Genomic DNA, 16,666 nt, shown 5'->3' on the forward strand with positions numbered 1-16,666 from the left:
CCTGTCCAGGCCCCTATCGTCACTGGCGGGAGCAACCGGCGAGTGAATCACGATGTGCGCCCGGCTGTTCCGCGCCGGCACGCCGGTTCAGCCCGCCGCCACCACCTCGAGCACCTGTTCTCCGTAGCGGGCGAGCTTGTTCTCACCGATTCCGCTGAGCGCGCCCAGCGCCGGGAGATCGGCGGGTTTGCGGGCGGCGATATCGCGCAGGGTGGCGTCGTGGAAGACGACATAGGCCGGAACGCCCTGTTCCTTGGCGGTATCGGCCCGCCACTGCCGCAGTTTCTCGAACAGGTCCACGTCGGCGCCGCTGAGATCCGCGGGCGCGGATCGGGCGGCCTTCGCGCCGCGCGCGGCCCGTGAGGGGGTCGGACGCTCGGGTTCGCGGCGCAACCGGACGGTGCGGCCGTCGAAGAGCACCGCCTCGCTGGCCTCGGTGAGGGTGAGGACGCCGTAATCCCCGTGCACTGCCAGCAATCCCTGCGCCAGCAGTTGCCGGATCACCCCGCGCCATTCGGTATCCCGCAGATCGCCGCCCACTCCGAAAACACTGAGTTCGTGGTGGTCGTATTGCAGGACTTTCTGATTCTGCTTGCCCAGCAGGATATCGATCAGATGGCCGGCGCCGAAGCTCTGGCCGCGTTCCCGCTTCAGGCGCAGCACCGCCGAGAGCAGTTTCTGCGCGGCGACGGTGCCGTCCCAGGATTCCGGCGGGGTCAGGCAGGTATCGCAATTTCCGCAGGGCAGCGGCGGCTGCCCGAAATAGGCCAGCAGCTGGGCGCGGCGGCAGTCGACCGTTTCGCACAGGGCGAGCATGGCGTCCAGGTGCAACTGCAGGCGACGGCGGTGCGCGGCGTCGCCCTCGGAGGATTCGATCAGCTTGCGCTGCTGCACCACATCCTGCAGGCCGTACACCATCCAGGCGGTGGACGGCAGGCCGTCACGACCGGCGCGGCCGGTCTCCTGGTAGTAGCCCTCCACCGATTTGGGCAGATCCAGATGCGCGACGAAACGGACGTCGGGTTTATCGATTCCCATTCCGAAGGCGATGGTCGCGACCACGACCAGGCCCTCCTCACGCAGAAATCTCGCCTGGTTCTCGGCACGCGTCCGGTTGTCGAGACCGGCGTGATAGGGCACCGCCCGGATACCGTTCTCGGTGAGGAAGGCCGCGGTCTTCTCCACCGAGTTACGGGACAGGCAGTAGACGATTCCGGCGTCGCCGGGGTGTTCGGCGCGCAGGAAATCCAGCAGCTGGCGGTCGGGGCGGTTCTTGGGCTCGATCCGGTATTGGATATTGGGCCGGTCGAAACTGGCGACGAAGCGGCGCGCCCCGCCCAGTTCCAGCCGGGTGACGATCTCGTCGCGGGTCTTCTCGGTGGCCGTCGCGGTGAGCGCGATCCGGGGCACCTCGGGCCAGCGCTCGTGCAACATCGACAACGCCAGGTAGTCGGGCCGGAAATCGTGACCCCACTGCGAGACACAGTGCGCCTCGTCGATGGCGAACAGCGCGATCCGGCCACGGTCGAGGAGCTGGGCGGTGGATTCCATCCGCAGCCGTTCCGGGGCGAGGTAGAGCAGGTCGAGTTCCCCGGCGGCGAACTGCGCCTCGACCATGCGGCGTTCGTCGGGGTTCTGCGTCGAGTTGAGGAAGCCGGCCCGCACGCCCAGCGCGCTGAGCGCGTCCACCTGGTCCTGCATGAGTGCGATGAGCGGGGACACCACGACACCGGTACCCGGCCGCACCAGCGCGGGCACCTGGTAGCAGAGCGATTTTCCCCCGCCGGTCGGCATGAGGACCAGGGCGTCGCCACCGGCCACGACATGATCGACGATCTCGGCCTGATCCCCCCGGAAACTGTCGTAACCGAACACCCGTCGCAGAACCTGTTGTGCCGTATCGGTTTCGGAGCCGGGCACGGTATCGGCCGTCATGGGGGTGTCGAGGGGATCCACGCGGCCATCCTACGAGGGGCCCCGGACTCCCGCAGGCGCCGCGGGCCGGATACCGGCCCGTTGTCCACATGTGGACAACCACGGCCACGCCGCGGTCCGGAACCGAGCGTGACCCGCGACCGTGCTCTAGGTTTCCGGTTATGACATCCGAGAAGAAGCGGGCCCGCGGGCGGTCGGCGGTATTCGCCGCGGCGCTGGCCGCGCTGGGGTTCGCCGTCGTTCCCGCGCCCGAGGCCCGGGCCTTTCCGGCGATGTGCGATCAGGGGTGGCGGATGGACACCCTCGTCGAGGGCGTCGGCAATCTGGAGAACCTGGACTCCGACGGCGCGGGCGGTTTCTACGTCACCGGACTCCTCGACGGATACCTGGCCCATGTCTCCGCGGACGGCCGGTTCGAGAAACTGCTCACCGGACTCGACCGCCCGGCGGGCGTCCGCGTGGCCGGGCGATCGGTGTACTTCGTGACCGGCGACGATTTCACCGCCCCTCCGGGCACCCTGCAGCGCTACGACCTCGACACCGGCGCGGTGACGGTGCTGCTCACCGGCCTCAACGGCGCGAACGGCCTGCTGCTGCTCCCCGACGGCGACCTGCTGTTCAGCAATTCCGGGGGTCTGCGCGATCCGCGCGATCTGCCGTCCGGTATCTCGCGGTACCGGCCCGCCACCGGGGAGTTCATCCGGACCTGGTCGCCGGTACCGCTGCCCAACGGGCTGGCCCTGGCCCCCGACGGGCGGGCGATCTACGCGAGCAGCATCACCCTGCAGATCTTCCGGGTACCGCTGGACCATCCGGCCGCGCCGGCGGTTGTCGCCGGGGTGCCCGGGCTTCTCACGCTGCCCGACGATATGGAGGCCACCGCCGCCGGGGACCTCTTCGTCGCCGACCACGGCGTGGGCGCGATCTACCGGGTCGATCCCGCCACCGGGCAGGGCTGCGCCGTGGTCACCGGCCTGATCAAACCGCCCGCCCCGGTACGTGTGCCGCCCGACGGCACCACCTCGGTGCGGATCGCCCGCGACGGGGACGGCTGGTCCCTCTACTTCACCGGTATGGACGGAGCCCTGCGCCGGCTGCGCCCGCCCGCCGATATCGACCTCACCCCGGCCGATCCCACCCACCGCTGATCAGCTCGCCGAGGCGACGGTCCCGGCTCGGTTCCCCGTGGGACGGGACCCGTTCGATTCCGGTCGCCGGCGACCGGCCCGGGACCGCACAACGAAGTGCCGCTTCGGGGCAGGTCGAAAGTTTTTTCCGCCCGGCGGTTATTGAGGACAGAAAGTGGCCGCTATGGGTCATACCGTGGTTTTCGAACACGGGAACAACCCCTCCTCAGCCCCCACGGAAGGCGAAGACCATGGCCGACACCTCCACCCTCACCGAGACCGGCGACAACGGGACCCTGACCGGCGAGCGCGCCGATATCCTGGCCCAGCTCGGCCAGGCCCGTTTCTTCCTGCGGTTCACCGCCCAGGGCCTCACCGACGAGCAGGCCGGTGCGCGTCCGACCCCGAGCGAACTGTGCCTGGGCGGGCTGATCAAGCACGTGACCGGAGTCGAACGCGGCTGGGTGGATTTCATCGTGGACGGAACTTCGGCCATGAAGGATTTCGACGATCTGACCGCCGAGGATTTCGCGGAGCGCGAGCACGAGTTCCGGATGCTGCCCGGTGAGACCCTGTCCGGAGTCCTCGCGGCCTACGACGAGGTGGCGCGGCGGACCGATGAACTGGTCGCGACGCTGGATCTCGATTCGGCGTGGCCGCTGCCCAAGGCCCCCTGGTTCCAGGAAGGGCACTGGTCGGCCCGACGAGTGCTGCTGCACATCATCTCCGAGACCTCCCAGCACTCCGGGCACGCCGATATCATCCGCGAGGCCCTCGACGGTCAGAAGACCATGGGCTGAACCGGGCGTTATCCGCCGAGGCGGTCGAGGACCTGTCGCTGCAGCAGGCCGTTGGTCGCCACGGCGTCGCCGCCGTGCGGGCCGGGACGGCCGTCCAGCGAGGTGAAGGTCCCTCCGGCCTCCCGGACCAGGATGTCGAGCGCGGCCAGATCCCACAGCGAGACCTCCGGTTCGGTCGCGATATCCACCGCACCCTCGGCCACCAGGCAGTAGTTGAGGAAATCGCCGTACCCGCGAACCCGCCAGACCTCGTCGGTGAGGTCGACGAACCGCTCCCGCAACCCCCGGTCACGCCAGCCGGACAGACTGGAGAACGCGAGACTGGCCGAACCCAGATCACCGACCGCGGAGACCGAAAGCGGCTGCGGCGCACCGGGATGGAAGCTCGACCAGGCGCCCTGCCCCGCGGCGGCCCACCATCGGCGGGCCAGCGCGGGCGCGCTCACCACCCCCACCACCGGGACACCGTCCTCCAGCAGCGCGATGAGCGAGGCCCACACCGGAACCCCGCGCACGAAGTTCTTGGTGCCGTCGATGGGGTCGACGACCCACTGCCGGCCGCTGAATTCCGCGGTGCCGCCGAATTCCTCGCCCAGCACCGAATCCTCGGGGCGCCCGTGCCGCAGCATCCGCCGGATCGCCTCCTCCACCGCGAGGTCCGCGTCGGAGACCGGGGTCAGATCGGGTTTGGCGTCGACCTTCAGGTCCAGCGCACCGAACCGTTCCCGGGTGATCGCGTCCGCCTCGTCGGCCAGGCGCAGCGCGAGTTCGAGGTCAGAGGAGTGAGCAGCCACACCCGAACACTATCGAGTCGGTCCGGGCGTGGTCGCGCGCCGTGCCGTCACGCCCCGGCACCGCTCTCAGGCCGCGAGCGCGCGGGCGTCGACCAGAGCCCGGGCCCACCAGTGCAGCCGGTCCAGCATCACCTGGGCCGCCGCCGCGGGCTCCTCGGGGGCGAGCAACTGCCCGTCCTCCCCGAACAGCAGGTAGTAGCGCGGGAACGAGACGTACTCCCGCACGGTGTGCGCGTCGAGTTCGTTGAAGACCTGACGCAGCTGTTCGATGGCGAGCAGGCCCCCGCTGGCCCCGCTGTAGCCCACGAACGCGACGGCCTTGCCCTGCCACTGGGTGAAATGCCAGTCGATGAGGGCCTTCAGGGAGGCCGGGAAGCTGCGGTTGTAGTCGGGGGTCACGATCACGAACGCGTCGGCGGCCGCGAGCCGTTCACTCACCTCGCGCAGCCCCGCGGGGCGCTGCGGATCCGGTTCCATCGCCGGCGGCACGGCGGGCAGCGCCAGCGGGATCTCGGCTTCGGCCAGGTCGATCACATCGATCTCGAAGCGATCGTGACGGGCGGCCTGCGCGGTGATCCACGAGGCGACGACCGGCCCGAAACGGCCTTCGCGGACGCTGCCGATGATCACCGCGAGACGCAGTGGCGTGCTGGACATGCTGTGCTCCTTCGTCGGGCGGCCCCGCGGCCGCCGCTCGCTGTCGAATCTGCCGGGGCGGGCGGGCGGCGGGGAGACCGTGCCGAGAGTGGTACTGCCACGGCCACCCTCGGCGCGGCGCCGCGCCGTACCGTGGGACCGTGAGCGAGAACGAGATGGGGCTGTTCCTGCGCAGCAGGCGCGATGCGGTGACACCGGCCCGGGTGGGGCTGCCCACCGGCGCCCGCCGCCGGGCGCCCGGCCTGCGCCGGTCGGAGCTGGCCACGCTCGCGGGGGTCAGCGTCGAATACATCACCCGGCTCGAACAGGGCCGCGATCGCAACCCCTCGCCCCAGGTGCTCGCCGCACTCGCCGACGCGCTGGCGCTCACCTCGGCGGAACGGGTCCACCTGTACCGCCTGACCAAGGCCGATACCGGATTCAACTGTATGGGCCGGGCACGCCCGGAACGCGAGATCCGGCCGACGATCCGGGCCCTGCTCGATCAGCTCGAACCCGCGGCGGCTGTCGTGGTCAACCGGCTCACCGATGTTCTGGCCTGCACCGACGGCTACCGGCGGCTGATGGAGCCGACCGGCGCGCTGGACGGTGCGCATTTCGCGAACCTCGCCCATTTCGCCTTCACCGACCCACGGGCCCGTGACGTGTACCCGGACTGGGATCAACTGGCCGACCAGCTGGTGGCCACCCTCAAACAGGGGCCCTTCCGCGCCGACCCGGATATCGCGGCACTGGCCGACCAGCTCACCATCACCGCGGGCGCGGCCTTCACCGACCGTGTCGCCACCGTGCCCAACCTGCCCGCGGCCACCGGGGTGACCCGGATGGCGCATCCGGCGGCCGGGCCGCTGCGGCTGGCCTACGAGACCCTGGATCTGTCCGCCGACGACGACCAGCGGCTGATCGTCCACCTGCCCGCGGACCCGGCGACGGCGGGCGCGCTGGACCGGATGGCCGGCCACCGCCCCGGTAACCTGCGCGCCGTCCCGAGCTGAGCCGTGGCGCCCCGGCGGCTACCACCCCGGGCGGTATCGGACATACCGTTTCACCCCGCCGGACGCTCCTAGTAGCCTTGAGCACCGTGCATCCAGACGTTACCGCCGACCTCGCCGAACTCGACGCGACTCTGAAGACCGTCGAATCGGTCCTCGATATCGAGGAGCTACGCCGTCGTATCGACGAGCTGGAGCACCAGGCCGCCGACCCCGAGCTGTGGAACGATCAGGACCACGCCCAGAAGGTCACCAGCGAACTCTCGCACGCGCAGGGTGAACTGCGCCGCGTCGAGGAGTTACGCCAGCGCCTCGAGGATCTGCCGGTGCTCTACGAGCTGGCCGAGGAGGAAGAGGGCGAGGCGAGGACCGGCGCGCTGGCCGACGCCGACGCCGAACGCGCGGCCCTGCACACCGACGTGGAAGCCCTCGAGGTCCGCACACTGCTGTCGGGTGAATACGACAAGCGCGACGCCCTGGTGAACATCCGCTCCGGCGCCGGCGGGGTGGATGCCGCCGACTGGGCCGAGATGCTGATGCGCATGTACATCCGCTGGGCGGACCGGCACAAGTACTCCGTCGAGGTCTACGACACCTCCTACGCCGAAGAGGCCGGGATCAAGAGCGCCACGTTCGCGGTCAAGACGCCCTACGCCTACGGCACCCTGTCGGTGGAGATGGGCACCCATCGGCTGGTGCGTATCAGCCCGTTCGACAACCAGGGCCGCCGCCAGACCTCGTTCGCCGAGGTCGAGGTGCTGCCGGTGGTGGAGACCACCGACCATATCGAGGTCCCGGAAACCGATATCCGCGTCGATGTCTACCGGTCGTCGGGTCCGGGCGGGCAGAGCGTCAACACCACCGACTCGGCCGTGCGGATCACCCATATCCCCACCGGCATCGTGGTGACCTGCCAGAACGAGAAATCGCAGCTGCAGAACAAGGTATCGGCCATGCGGGTGCTGCAGGCGAAACTGCTGGAGCGCAAACGCCAGGAGGAGCGCGCCCAGATGGACGCCCTCAAGACCAACGAGGGCGCGTCCTGGGGCAACCAGATGCGCTCCTACGTCCTGCACCCGTACCAGATGGTCAAGGACCTGCGCACCAACTACGAGGTCAACAATCCCTCGGCGGTGCTCGACGGCGATATCGACGGTTTCATCGAGTCCGGGATCCGCTGGCGGATGAGTACAGTTCTGCAGGAGAGCTAGCGGTACCGGGATCCGGAGCGCGGCACACCATCCGGCGCGAGTGGAAGAGCAGGTTGTCCCATGTATTCGGAGGGGACCCGGACACTGATCGTGGCCCTGCCCTCGTTGTCCTCGGATGTGACGTCCTGGCTGCGATCGTCGGGTCTGGAGATCGTGCTGCTGGTACTGGGCGCCATGCTGTTCGCCCGCTTCGCCACCTATCTGCGCGACCGGGTGACCCAGCGTATCGATTCCGGGTTCCGCGGCGGCGACGCGCTGGTGCGGTCCGAGGAGGCCAAACACCGGCACGCGCTCGCCCAGGTACTCACCTGGGTGGTGCTGACCGTGGCCTATGTGCTGGTCGCCATGGAGGTCCTGCAGCGGCTCGGCTTCTCCATGTCGGGGCTGGTGGCGCCCGCCGCCGTTCTGGGCGCCGCGCTCGGTTTCGGCGCGCAGCGCATCGTGCAGGACATTCTGGCCGGGTTCTTCCTGATCACCGAACGCCAGTACGGGTTCGGTGACGTGGTGCGGATCGCGGTGACCGGTGTCGCCGACCCGGCCGAGGGTACGGTCGAGGACGTCACGCTGCGGGTCACCAAGCTGCGCAACTCCGACGGCGAGGTGATCACGGTCCCGAACGGCCAGATCGTGAAGGTCACCAACCTGTCCAAGGATTGGGCCCGTGCCGCGATCGATGTCCCGGTCGCGGCCAGCGCCGATATTCTGCGGATCAACGAGGTTCTGCACGAAGTGGGCGGTCAGGCCTACCGCGACCCCCGGCTCGAGCCGTTGCTGCTCGACGAGCCGACCGTGATGGGCGTGGAGGATCTGACCGTGGATCAGATGAACATCCGTATGGTCGCCCGGACACTTCCGGGCAAACAGTTCGAGGTGGGACGTGAACTTCGGGTCCGGGTTGCGGCGGCTATGCGCCGAGAGGGTCTCAACGCACGCACGTAGGTCGACACTGATGCTGGCCGCCGGCTGGCTCGCGACCTTCGTGCTCTACCTGTTCGTCAAACCCGACGACATCGCACCGGCCGAGAGGACGCCGGCCCCCGCCGCACCGGCCGTCCACCAGGTTCCCGCGCTCGTCCCACCGGCCCCCTGAGCCCCGGGAAGTGGTCGCGCGGCGGCTTCGTTATCGAATGGTTACACTGACTCCTCGTGATCACCCTGCGCGACGTCAGCAAGTCGTATCCGACCTCGACGCGACCAGCACTCGAACACGTCACCGTGCACGTCGACAAGGGTGAGTTCGTCTTTCTCATCGGTCCGTCCGGTTCCGGGAAATCGACCTTCATGCGGTTGCTGCTCAAGGAGGAGATACCGACCACGGGCGAGATCTCGGTCGCGGATTACCGGGTGGACCGGTTGCCCGGACGCCGGGTACCGAAACTGCGGCAGCGTATCGGCTGCGTTTTCCAGGATTTCCGGCTGCTGCAGCAGCGCACGGTCGCGCAGAATGTCGCCTTCGCGCTGGAGGTGATCGGGAAACGCCGGCAGTTCATCGACCGGACCGTGCCGGAGGTACTGGAACTGGTCGGGCTCAGCGGTAAAGCCGACCGGCTGCCGAGCGAACTGTCCGGCGGCGAACAGCAGCGGGTGGCCATCGCCCGCGCGTTCGTGAACCGCCCGCTGGTCCTGCTGGCCGACGAACCCACCGGCAACCTCGACCCCGAGACGAGTTACGAGATCATGCTGCTGCTCGAGCACATCAACCGGATGGGCACCACGGTGCTCATGGCCACCCACGATCCGCTGATCGTGGACGGGATGCGACGGCGGGTGGTCGAGCTCTACGAGGGCCGGCTGGTCCGCGACCAGGCCACCGGCGGCTACGAGGTGGGCCGGTAATGCGCGCGGGATTCCTGCTGGGCGAGGTCTCCGAGGGCCTGCGCCGCAACGTCACCATGACGATCGCGATGATCCTGACCACCGCGGTCTCGCTGACCATGCTCGGCGGCGGCATCCTCGCGATCCAGATCGCCGACAAGACCGAGCAGTACTTCCTGGACCGGCTCGAGGTCCGGCTCTATCTCACCGAGGACATCTCCGCGACCGATCCCGACTGCGCCTCGGAGCCCTGCCATACGCTGATGGCGGATCTGCGCTCGGTCGGCGGTGTGGAGAGCGTCCAGTACCTCAACCGCGACGCGGCGATCCGCGAGGCCAAGGAACAGACCTTCAAGGATCAGCCGGAACTGGCCGAATATGTGAGCGAAACCCCGCTGCCCGCCTCGCTGCGGGTGAAGATGGGCGACGCCTCGCTGTATCCGGCCATCTACGAGCAGTTCTACGAACGGCCGGGCGTCGGCATGGTCCGCAACGACAAGGACACGGTGGACCGCCTGGTCAGCCTGTTCGACGGACTGCGCAACGCCGCGTTCGGCATGGCGCTGCTGCAGGCGGTGGCCGCCCTCCTGCTGATCGCGAACATGGTGCAGATCGCGGCCTTCACCCGGCGGACGGAGGTGAGCATCATGCGCCTCGTCGGCGCGACCCGCTGGTACACCCAGTTGCCGTTCCTGCTGGAAGCGGTGGTCGCCGCGCTGGCCGGCGGACTGGTCGCGACGATCGGCCTGTTCGCCGCCCGGCCGCTGGTGATCGACCGCGCACTGGGCGATCTGTTCGCGAGCAATGTCTTCCCGGCCGTCACCTTCGACGATATCTTCACCACCGCGCTGATGGTGGTGCCGGTGGGCGTGGTGTTCGCCGGTCTCACCGCCTACGCCACTCTGCGCTGGTACGTGCGGGAGTAAGGGAAGGCTCCGGCACCGCCCCGCACGACCGCCCGCCCCGTCGCCCGGGGCGGGCGGTCGTGTTCGCGCCCGGCCTGTCCGCTCACCAGGACGGAAGACGCCCTCGACGCCGTTCTTACTCCGCAGTAAGATAGCCTTACTCCGCAGTAAGATAGCTGGGGACAGACCTTCACCCCGCGCGAGGAAACAGGTGACGATGAGCATTCGAGACAGCGCTACCAAGCGGCGTCCTGATACGGGAGTCCGCCAGGAGAACGGGGTGGGCCTGCACCAACCCAAACGGGATTGGATGGGCGCCGCCATGCGGGTCATGTCGACGATCACCGGCTCGGAGCTCGCCGAGAAGTACAACCTGCGCAAACAGATCGACCGGGTCACCTACGAGAGCACCAAAACGGGTTTCCGGACCCTCGGCGCGGCCACCCGGGCGTTCAACAAGGTCGCCGGCGGCGGCGCTCCCAAACGCCTGCCCGACAACGAGTCGAAGACCAAGGACTACTTCGACCTCACCCCGACCGACGAACAGCAGATGATCGTCGAGACGGTGCGTGAGTTCGCGGCCGAGATCCTGCGCCCGGCCGCGCACGACGCCGACGAGGCCGCCGCGGCCCCGAAGGATCTGCTGGGCCGCGCCGCGGAACTGGGCATCACCCTGATCAACGTCCCCGAGGAACTCGAGGGCGCGGCGACCGAACGCGGTGCTGTCACCAACGCGCTGGTGGCCGAGGCGCTCGCGCACGGCGATATGGGCCTGGCCCTGCCGCTGCTGGCGCCCAGCGGTGTCGCGGTGGCCCTCTCCCAGTGGGGCACCGACGCCCAGCAGCAGACCTATCTGCCCGCCTTCACCGGCGAGAACGTCCCCCAGGCCTCCGTGGTGATCAGCGAACCGCGCGCGCTGTTCGACCCCTTCGGCCTGCAGACCAAGGCCGTGCGCTCCCCCAGCGGCTATCGGCTCAACGGAGTGAAGAGCCTGGTCCCGGCTGCCGCCGACGCCGAGATCTTCATCGTCGGCGCAGAACTCGACGGCCGCCCTGCCCTGTTCGTGATCGAATCCGACGCCAAGGGCCTGTCGGTGGAGGCCGATCCGAGTATGGGTCTGCGGGCCGCGGGCCTGGGCCGGCTTGTCCTGGACAATGTCGCCGTCGGCATCGACGCGATCCTCGGCGAGGGCGATGCCAAACAGCACGCCGCCGACTACCGCGATGCCGTCCAGCTGGCGCGCCTGGGCTGGGCCTCGCTGGCCACCGGCACCGGGCAGGCCGTCCTCGACTACGTGATCCCCTACGTCAACGAGCGGGAGGCGTTCGGCGAGCCGATCAGCCATCGGCAGGCCGTGGCCTTCATGGTCGCCGATATCGCCATCGAACTGGACGGCCTGCGTCTGGTGACGCTGCGCGGCGCGGCCCGCGCCGAACAGGGCCTGACCTTCGCCCGCGAGGCGGCGCTGGCCAAGAAGCTCGCCGCCGACAAGGGCATGAAGATCGGCCTCGACGGTGTGCAGCTGCTCGGCGGGCACGGCTTCACCAAGGAACACCCGGTCGAACGCTGGTACCGCGACCTGCGCGGTATCGCGATCGCCGAAGGCATTGTGCTCGTGTAGTCGGCGCCGCCTCCAGCGGCCCCTGGCGACGAAGTCCTTATCAGGAGACTTTCCATGATCAATCTCGAACTTCCCAAGAAGCTGCGGGCCAGTGCCAATCAGGCGCATCAGGTGGCCGCGCAGATCTTCCGGCCCATCTCCCGCAAGTACGACCTCGGCGAGCACGAGTATCCCGTGGAGCTCGACACCATGGCCGCCATGGTCGACGGGCTCAGCGATTCCGGCACGCAGAAGATCAGCGGCGCCAGCGGCGGCCGGTCCGACGACGAGGCGCCCAGCACCGCCGTGCTCCTCAACGCCAACGGCGGCAATATGTCCGCGCTGCTCAACGCCCTGGAAACCTCCTGGGGTGATGTCGGGCTGATGCTGTCCATCCCGTACCAGGGCCTGGGCAACGCCGCCATCGCCGCGGTCGCCACCGATGAGCAGCTGGAGCGGTTCGGCAAGGTGTGGGCGTCGATGGCGATCACCGAGCCCAGTTTCGGCTCCGATTCGGCCGCGGTCACCACCACCGCCGTCCTCGACGGCGACGAATGGGTGCTCAACGGCGAGAAGATCTTCGTCACCGCCGGGCAGCGCTCCACCCATATCGTGGTGTGGGCCTCGGTGGACCGCAGTCTCGGCCGTGCCGCCATCAAATCGTTCGTGGTCCCGCGTGACGCCCCGGGGCTGTCGGTGGCCCGGCTCGAGCACAAGCTCGGTATCAAGGCCTCCGATACCGCGGTCCTGCTGCTGCAGGACTGCCGGATCCCGAAGGACAATATCCTCGGCAGCCCGGAAGTGAACGTGGAGAAGGGTTTCGCCGGGGTCATGCAGACCTTCGACAACACCCGTCCCATGGTCGCCGCCATGGCGATCGGCGTCACCCGCGCCGCGCTCGAGGAACTGCGCACCATCCTCACCGACGCGGGTATCGAGATCTCCTACGACACCCCGCCCAACAACCAGCACGCCGCGGCGGCCGAATTCCTGCGGATGGAGGCCGACTACGAGTCCGCCTACCTGCTGGCCCTGCGCGCGGCCTGGATGGCCGACAACAAGAAGCCGAACTCGCTCGAGGCCTCCATGTCCAAGGCCAAGGCGGGCCGCACCGGCACCGATGTGACCCTGAAGTCCGTGGAACTGGCCGGCGCCGTCGGTTACTCGCAGCGGCTGCTGCTGGAGAAGTGGGGTCGCGACTCCAAGATCCTCGACATCTTCGAGGGCACCCAGCAGATCCAGCAGCTCATCGTGGCCCGCCGGGTCCTGGGCAAGAGCAGCGCCGAACTCAAGTAGGCGGGTGGGGTAGGTGAAACCGGTGTGGTCCGCTGGGGGTACCACACCGGTTTCGCGTTTTCCGGCGAGAAGCGTTCGTCGGCTTTCGGGCCGCCCGCGGGCCGTCATCGGCGGGCAGCGCGTATCGGCTCAGGGCAGCGGCACCCACTCGGTACTGCCGTCGGCGGCGCGTGCGACCGTGCCGAACACCACATCGGCGAAATGGTTGCCGAAGGCCAGATCGCCGCTGTCGGCGAGGTCCGCGACGATCCGGCGGCGCTCTCGCGCCGACTGCTCGCGGTCGTGATCGACGCCCGAGGACCAGTGGGGATGGCGAACCTGCAGCGGGCTGTGCAACGCGTCGCCGAACGCGAGCAGTCGTCGCCCACCGGAGTCGATCGAGTACATCGCATGCCCTTCGGTATGCCCTGATGCCGACCACATCCTGACGCCGGGGAATATCTCCGCCCCGTCGGCGACCGTGCGGACCTTCGGGCTCATCGCTTCGAGCATCTCGGCCGTCACGGCGTGTTCGGCGGACGGGTGCCGTTGAGCCCACTCCGTTTCGGCGACCAGATAGTCGGCACCCGCGAACACGGAGCCGCCGCCGGGCCCGCGATGCGCCGCCCATCCGATGTGATCACCGTGCAGATGGGTGAAGGCCACCGCCTCGATCCGCTCCGGGAGGACCCCCGCCGCTGCCAGATTGGCCGGCAGCGCACCACCGCGGATCGCACCGATCAACGGATTGGCGGGGTCGGCGGGCACGGAGACCGGTCCGATACCGGCGTCGATCAGCAGCGCGCGCTGCCCCCGCTGGACCAGCAGACCGCCGATTCCGGCGACCAGGTACCCGTTCTCGTCGAGATGGTCGGCATATGCGGCCCAATCGGCATCGGTGCCGTCCGGGAGCCAGCCGCGCGGAGCCAGCCCGACCGAACCGTCGGGAACGTAGGTCACGGTCGTTTCTCCCAATCGGATCGAGCGCATCCGCGACGGGCGACGCAGCCGTTCGGCGCCGACCGGCCCGGCCGGCCGGCTGTCCGTGGAATCGGCCTGGTGAACAAGAGACATGGCGCGGGCTCCTGGATCGTTGGGTGACCGAGGGTCGATCACACCCGGGAAGCCTAAAGCTTAAATAATTCAAATTGCAACTATTTCAACTTCACGCATCGGCTAGGATGATCCCATGGGCGATACACCGGCTTCGGATCTCGTGGCGGCGGAACGGGAACTGTGCGGGCTGGTCAACGCGCTGGCGAGCCGTATCGAGAACCATGTGCGCCTACGGTCGACCCCGCTCGGCCTGAGCGCGCCGCAGGCCGTGGCCCTGCGCGAACTGACCGGGCCCATGACCATGCGCGATCTGGCCCAGCGAATGAGCTGCGAACCCTCCAACGCGACCTTCGTCGTCGACAAACTCGAAGCGGCCGGATACGTCGAACGCCGGGCCCACCCCACGGACCGGCGCGCCAAACTCATCGTGCTCACCGCCGCCGGGGCCGGACTACGGGAAACCCTGCTGGACAGGCTCACCGAGGACTCACCGCTGCAGCCACTGGACGCCCAGGAGCTACGGACGCTGCACGAACTGCTGGAACGCGCCGTCACCGGGAATCGGCCCGGGGCGTCACCTCACTGACGGGCCACCGCGGTCTGATCCATCACGACCGGTGTCGCGGCGGGCCGGCCGCGACGCCGGTGCCCACGCTGACGGCAGGTCGGTCCGCAATAGCGGGCCGGTCTGCCGGTCTCCCGGACCGGGAGCCGGGTCCCGCATTCGGCGCAGAGTTGCGCGGCGCCCGGGGTTTCGTGACCGGTCGGCCGGGAGTTGTCACGGAAGAGCGGGCCTTCCGTGACCGGCACCGTTCGCAATCCGTCCAGCAGCTGCCGGACCAGCCGTGCGCCGCGGGCCCGGTTCCGGTGTGCCGACCAGATCGCCGCACCACCGATGGTCAGCGCGGTCAGATCGGCGACCTGGACATCGGGGTCGACGGCCCTGGCCCGTTTCGCGTTGTGCAGCAGGTGTTCCAGGGCCGCACCGAAGCGTTGGCCCGCGGTGGCGAGCACGGCGTGCGGCCAGCTCTGATCCGTGGTCAGCGCATCGCAGATCTGTTTGTGACCGGCCGATTTCTCGATCACCTCGAGCAGGAATCCGAACAGCGCGTCACCGGGTGCGGCACGTGCGGCCCATCGATCCGCCGCCCGGGCCAGGCCCGCGACATGTTCGGAGAGCACCGCCTCCACCAGCGTCTCCTTACTGGGGAAGTGCCGGTACACCGTCCCGGCGCCCACACCCGCGCGTTGCGCGATCCGGCCGATCGACACCTCCGGCCCCTCCTCGGCGAATACCCGCGCGGCGGTACGGAGTACAAGGTCGCGGTTGCGCCGGGCATCCGCCCGGCGATTGGCGGGCAGCGCTGCTGTGGTCATGTCACGTAATCCTTGTCCGGGAAACGGAAACGGGCGGATCATTCCGGATCGTGCCAGTATCCACCACCGTCGAAACGGATGCCATGACCACCGAGAACCCGATAGATACCGATACCCCGATCCTCGTCACCGGGGCCACCGGCCAACAGGGCGGTGCCACCGCGCGGCGCCTGCTCGCCGCGGGGCGAACGGTGCACGCCATGGTCCGCGATACGAAAGCCCCGGCGGCAGCCGCTCTGGAGGCCGCCGGCGCCCGGCTCGTCTACGGCGATTTCGACGATCCCGGCAGCCTGCTGCCCGCACTGGACGGTGCCGCCGCCCTGTTCGGCATGCCGCCGGTGGTATTCGGGCCGGACGGCGGCGATACCGAACTCGAAGCCGCCCGGGGCCGGGCGCTGATCGACGCCGCCGCGGCCGCGGGAATCGAACGGGTCGTGTTCAGTACCGTCGCCACGACCACGGCGCCCACCCCGGGATGGGCCGGAAAGTCCGCGATCGAGCGGTATCTGCGTGATCGCATCCCGGTTTCCACCGTGCTGCGGCCGGTCCGTTTCATGACCAACTATCTCGGGTTGGCCGTGGCCGCGATCGACGGAATATCCGAGGGGGCGCACCGGCACCTGTTTCCGCCGGACGAACCGATGCAGATCATCGCGGTGGAGGATATCGCCGAATTCGCCCTGCTCGCGTTCAGCGACCCGTCCCGCTTCGCGGGCCGGACCCTGGAGCTCGCCGGTGACCAGCCGACTCCGATCGCCGCCGCGGCGGCGATCAGCGAGGCCACCGGTATCGCCGTACGGTACGAGCAGCTCACCGACGACGAGGCCGCCGCACTCGGCCCGGAGATCGCCGGAGTGAAGCGGAGCTGGCGGGACGGTCACGGCTGGCACGCCGATATCGAGGCGCTGCGGGTGATCCACCCCGGCCTGCGCACTTTGGACGACTGGCTCGCCGAATCCGGCGCCGCGGTTCTGCGCGACCACCTCACCCGGACCGGGCGGGCGACGCGGTAACGCCGTTCGGACGGCCGCGCGGCGGTTCTGGACACCGCGCGGTCCGAGTGACACTCTGTTGTCGATCGAGCTGTTCCGAGGTACGACCGGCAGCTCCGCCCCGCCCGGC

The 16,666-nt window shown here is 69.0% G+C and carries 17 protein-coding genes; 12 read left to right on the forward strand and 5 right to left on the reverse strand.

Translation table 11 applies throughout. The features are described 5' to 3' along the window. Positions 1-87: 87 nt before the first annotated feature. Positions 88-1,935 carry a DNA helicase RecQ gene (recQ, locus tag ACZ6SF_RS13780; protein WP_466062975.1) on the reverse strand — a complete coding sequence of 616 codons (1,848 nt, stop codon included), beginning with the start codon at positions 1,933-1,935 and terminating at the stop codon, positions 88-90. Positions 1,936-2,096: 161 nt separating this feature from the next. Between recQ and ACZ6SF_RS13785 the strand changes: the two genes are divergently transcribed. Continuing rightward, positions 2,097-3,083, forward strand: a complete 987-nt coding sequence (locus ACZ6SF_RS13785; protein WP_466062452.1) for an SMP-30/gluconolactonase/LRE family protein — start codon at positions 2,097-2,099, stop codon at positions 3,081-3,083. A gap of 230 nt (positions 3,084-3,313) precedes the next feature. After that, positions 3,314-3,862 (forward strand): DinB family protein, encoded by a 549-nt coding sequence (locus tag ACZ6SF_RS13790; protein ID WP_466062453.1) that lies wholly within the window; start codon positions 3,314-3,316, stop codon positions 3,860-3,862. An 8-nt stretch (positions 3,863-3,870) separates the two neighbouring features. Here ACZ6SF_RS13790 and hisN read toward each other — a convergent pair whose 3' ends face one another. Both hisN and ACZ6SF_RS13800 read right to left on the reverse strand, forming a co-directional pair. Further along, entirely contained in the window at positions 3,871-4,656 is a 786-nt protein-coding gene (hisN, locus tag ACZ6SF_RS13795; protein WP_466062454.1) for a histidinol-phosphatase, read from the reverse strand. A gap of 66 nt (positions 4,657-4,722) precedes the next feature. Then, a complete protein-coding gene (locus tag ACZ6SF_RS13800; RefSeq protein WP_466062455.1) occupies positions 4,723-5,313 on the reverse strand; it encodes an NADPH-dependent FMN reductase in 591 nt (196 codons plus the stop codon). Between the two features lie 140 nt (positions 5,314-5,453). Between ACZ6SF_RS13800 and ACZ6SF_RS13805 the strand changes: the two genes are divergently transcribed. From ACZ6SF_RS13805 to ACZ6SF_RS13840, 8 genes are all read left to right on the forward strand, one after another. Next, entirely contained in the window at positions 5,454-6,308 is an 855-nt protein-coding gene (locus ACZ6SF_RS13805) for a helix-turn-helix domain-containing protein (protein WP_466062456.1), read from the forward strand. A gap of 86 nt (positions 6,309-6,394) precedes the next feature. Continuing rightward, a complete protein-coding gene (gene prfB, locus ACZ6SF_RS13810) occupies positions 6,395-7,516 on the forward strand; it encodes a peptide chain release factor 2 (RefSeq protein ID WP_466062457.1) in 1,122 nt (373 codons plus the stop codon). Positions 7,517-7,576: 60 nt separating this feature from the next. After that, positions 7,577-8,455, forward strand: coding sequence for a mechanosensitive ion channel family protein (locus ACZ6SF_RS13815; protein WP_466062458.1), 879 nt, complete (start codon positions 7,577-7,579; stop codon positions 8,453-8,455). 10 nt (positions 8,456-8,465) lie between these two features. Next, positions 8,466-8,606, forward strand: a complete 141-nt coding sequence (locus ACZ6SF_RS13820; RefSeq protein WP_466062459.1) for a hypothetical protein — start codon at positions 8,466-8,468, stop codon at positions 8,604-8,606. A gap of 56 nt (positions 8,607-8,662) precedes the next feature. Continuing rightward, positions 8,663-9,352: a cell division ATP-binding protein FtsE gene (gene ftsE, locus ACZ6SF_RS13825; RefSeq protein ID WP_466062460.1), complete on the forward strand. Its 690-nt coding sequence runs from the start codon at positions 8,663-8,665 to the stop codon at positions 9,350-9,352. Continuing rightward, the gene (ftsX, locus tag ACZ6SF_RS13830; protein WP_466062461.1) at positions 9,352-10,257 is read left to right on the forward strand and encodes a permease-like cell division protein FtsX; all 906 of its coding nucleotides are present in this window, start codon (positions 9,352-9,354) and stop codon (positions 10,255-10,257) included. Before ftsE ends, ftsX begins: the two co-directional genes overlap by 1 nt. 190 nt (positions 10,258-10,447) lie before the next feature. Beyond that, on the forward strand, positions 10,448-11,857 hold the full coding sequence (locus ACZ6SF_RS13835) for an acyl-CoA dehydrogenase family protein (RefSeq protein WP_466062462.1): 1,410 nt from the start codon (positions 10,448-10,450) through the stop codon (positions 11,855-11,857). Positions 11,858-11,911: 54 nt separating this feature from the next. Next, on the forward strand, positions 11,912-13,132 hold the full coding sequence (locus ACZ6SF_RS13840; protein WP_449997074.1) for an acyl-CoA dehydrogenase family protein: 1,221 nt from the start codon (positions 11,912-11,914) through the stop codon (positions 13,130-13,132). A gap of 129 nt (positions 13,133-13,261) precedes the next feature. On the opposite strand, the gene ACZ6SF_RS13845 is transcribed toward ACZ6SF_RS13840, so the two are convergent. After that, entirely contained in the window at positions 13,262-14,185 is a 924-nt protein-coding gene (locus ACZ6SF_RS13845; RefSeq protein WP_466062463.1) for an MBL fold metallo-hydrolase, read from the reverse strand. Between the two features lie 115 nt (positions 14,186-14,300). Between ACZ6SF_RS13845 and ACZ6SF_RS13850 the strand changes: the two genes are divergently transcribed. Further along, the gene (locus ACZ6SF_RS13850; protein ID WP_466062464.1) at positions 14,301-14,753 is read left to right on the forward strand and encodes a MarR family winged helix-turn-helix transcriptional regulator; all 453 of its coding nucleotides are present in this window, start codon (positions 14,301-14,303) and stop codon (positions 14,751-14,753) included. Here the strand turns inward: ACZ6SF_RS13850 and ACZ6SF_RS13855 are convergent. Further along, a complete protein-coding gene (locus tag ACZ6SF_RS13855; protein WP_466062465.1) occupies positions 14,747-15,544 on the reverse strand; it encodes a TetR/AcrR family transcriptional regulator in 798 nt (265 codons plus the stop codon). The genes ACZ6SF_RS13850 and ACZ6SF_RS13855 overlap by 7 nt on opposite strands. 50 nt (positions 15,545-15,594) lie before the next feature. Here ACZ6SF_RS13855 and ACZ6SF_RS13860 point away from each other — a divergent pair, with 50 nt between their 5' ends. Continuing rightward, positions 15,595-16,557, forward strand: a complete 963-nt coding sequence (locus ACZ6SF_RS13860; RefSeq protein ID WP_466062466.1) for an NmrA family NAD(P)-binding protein — start codon at positions 15,595-15,597, stop codon at positions 16,555-16,557. Positions 16,558-16,666: the final 109 nt, after the last annotated feature.

The sequence above is a fragment of the Nocardia sp. NPDC049935 genome, from assembly GCF_055586645.1.

Coding starts and splice junctions, on each gene's coding strand:
- recQ (WP_466062975.1), bottom strand. CDS start 1,935: ATGACGGCCGATACCGTGCCCGGCTCCGAAACCGATACGGCACAACAG.
- ACZ6SF_RS13785 (WP_466062452.1), top strand. CDS start 2,097: ATGACATCCGAGAAGAAGCGGGCCCGCGGGCGGTCGGCGGTATTCGCC.
- ACZ6SF_RS13790 (WP_466062453.1), top strand. CDS start 3,314: ATGGCCGACACCTCCACCCTCACCGAGACCGGCGACAACGGGACCCTG.
- ACZ6SF_RS13800 (WP_466062455.1), bottom strand. CDS start 5,313: ATGTCCAGCACGCCACTGCGTCTCGCGGTGATCATCGGCAGCGTCCGC.
- ACZ6SF_RS13815 (WP_466062458.1), top strand. CDS start 7,577: ATGTATTCGGAGGGGACCCGGACACTGATCGTGGCCCTGCCCTCGTTG.
- ACZ6SF_RS13820 (WP_466062459.1), top strand. CDS start 8,466: ATGCTGGCCGCCGGCTGGCTCGCGACCTTCGTGCTCTACCTGTTCGTC.
- ftsX (WP_466062461.1), top strand. CDS start 9,352: ATGCGCGCGGGATTCCTGCTGGGCGAGGTCTCCGAGGGCCTGCGCCGC.
- ACZ6SF_RS13840 (WP_449997074.1), top strand. CDS start 11,912: ATGATCAATCTCGAACTTCCCAAGAAGCTGCGGGCCAGTGCCAATCAG.
- ACZ6SF_RS13845 (WP_466062463.1), bottom strand. CDS start 14,185: ATGTCTCTTGTTCACCAGGCCGATTCCACGGACAGCCGGCCGGCCGGG.
- ACZ6SF_RS13850 (WP_466062464.1), top strand. CDS start 14,301: ATGGGCGATACACCGGCTTCGGATCTCGTGGCGGCGGAACGGGAACTG.
- ACZ6SF_RS13855 (WP_466062465.1), bottom strand. CDS start 15,544: ATGACCACAGCAGCGCTGCCCGCCAATCGCCGGGCGGATGCCCGGCGC.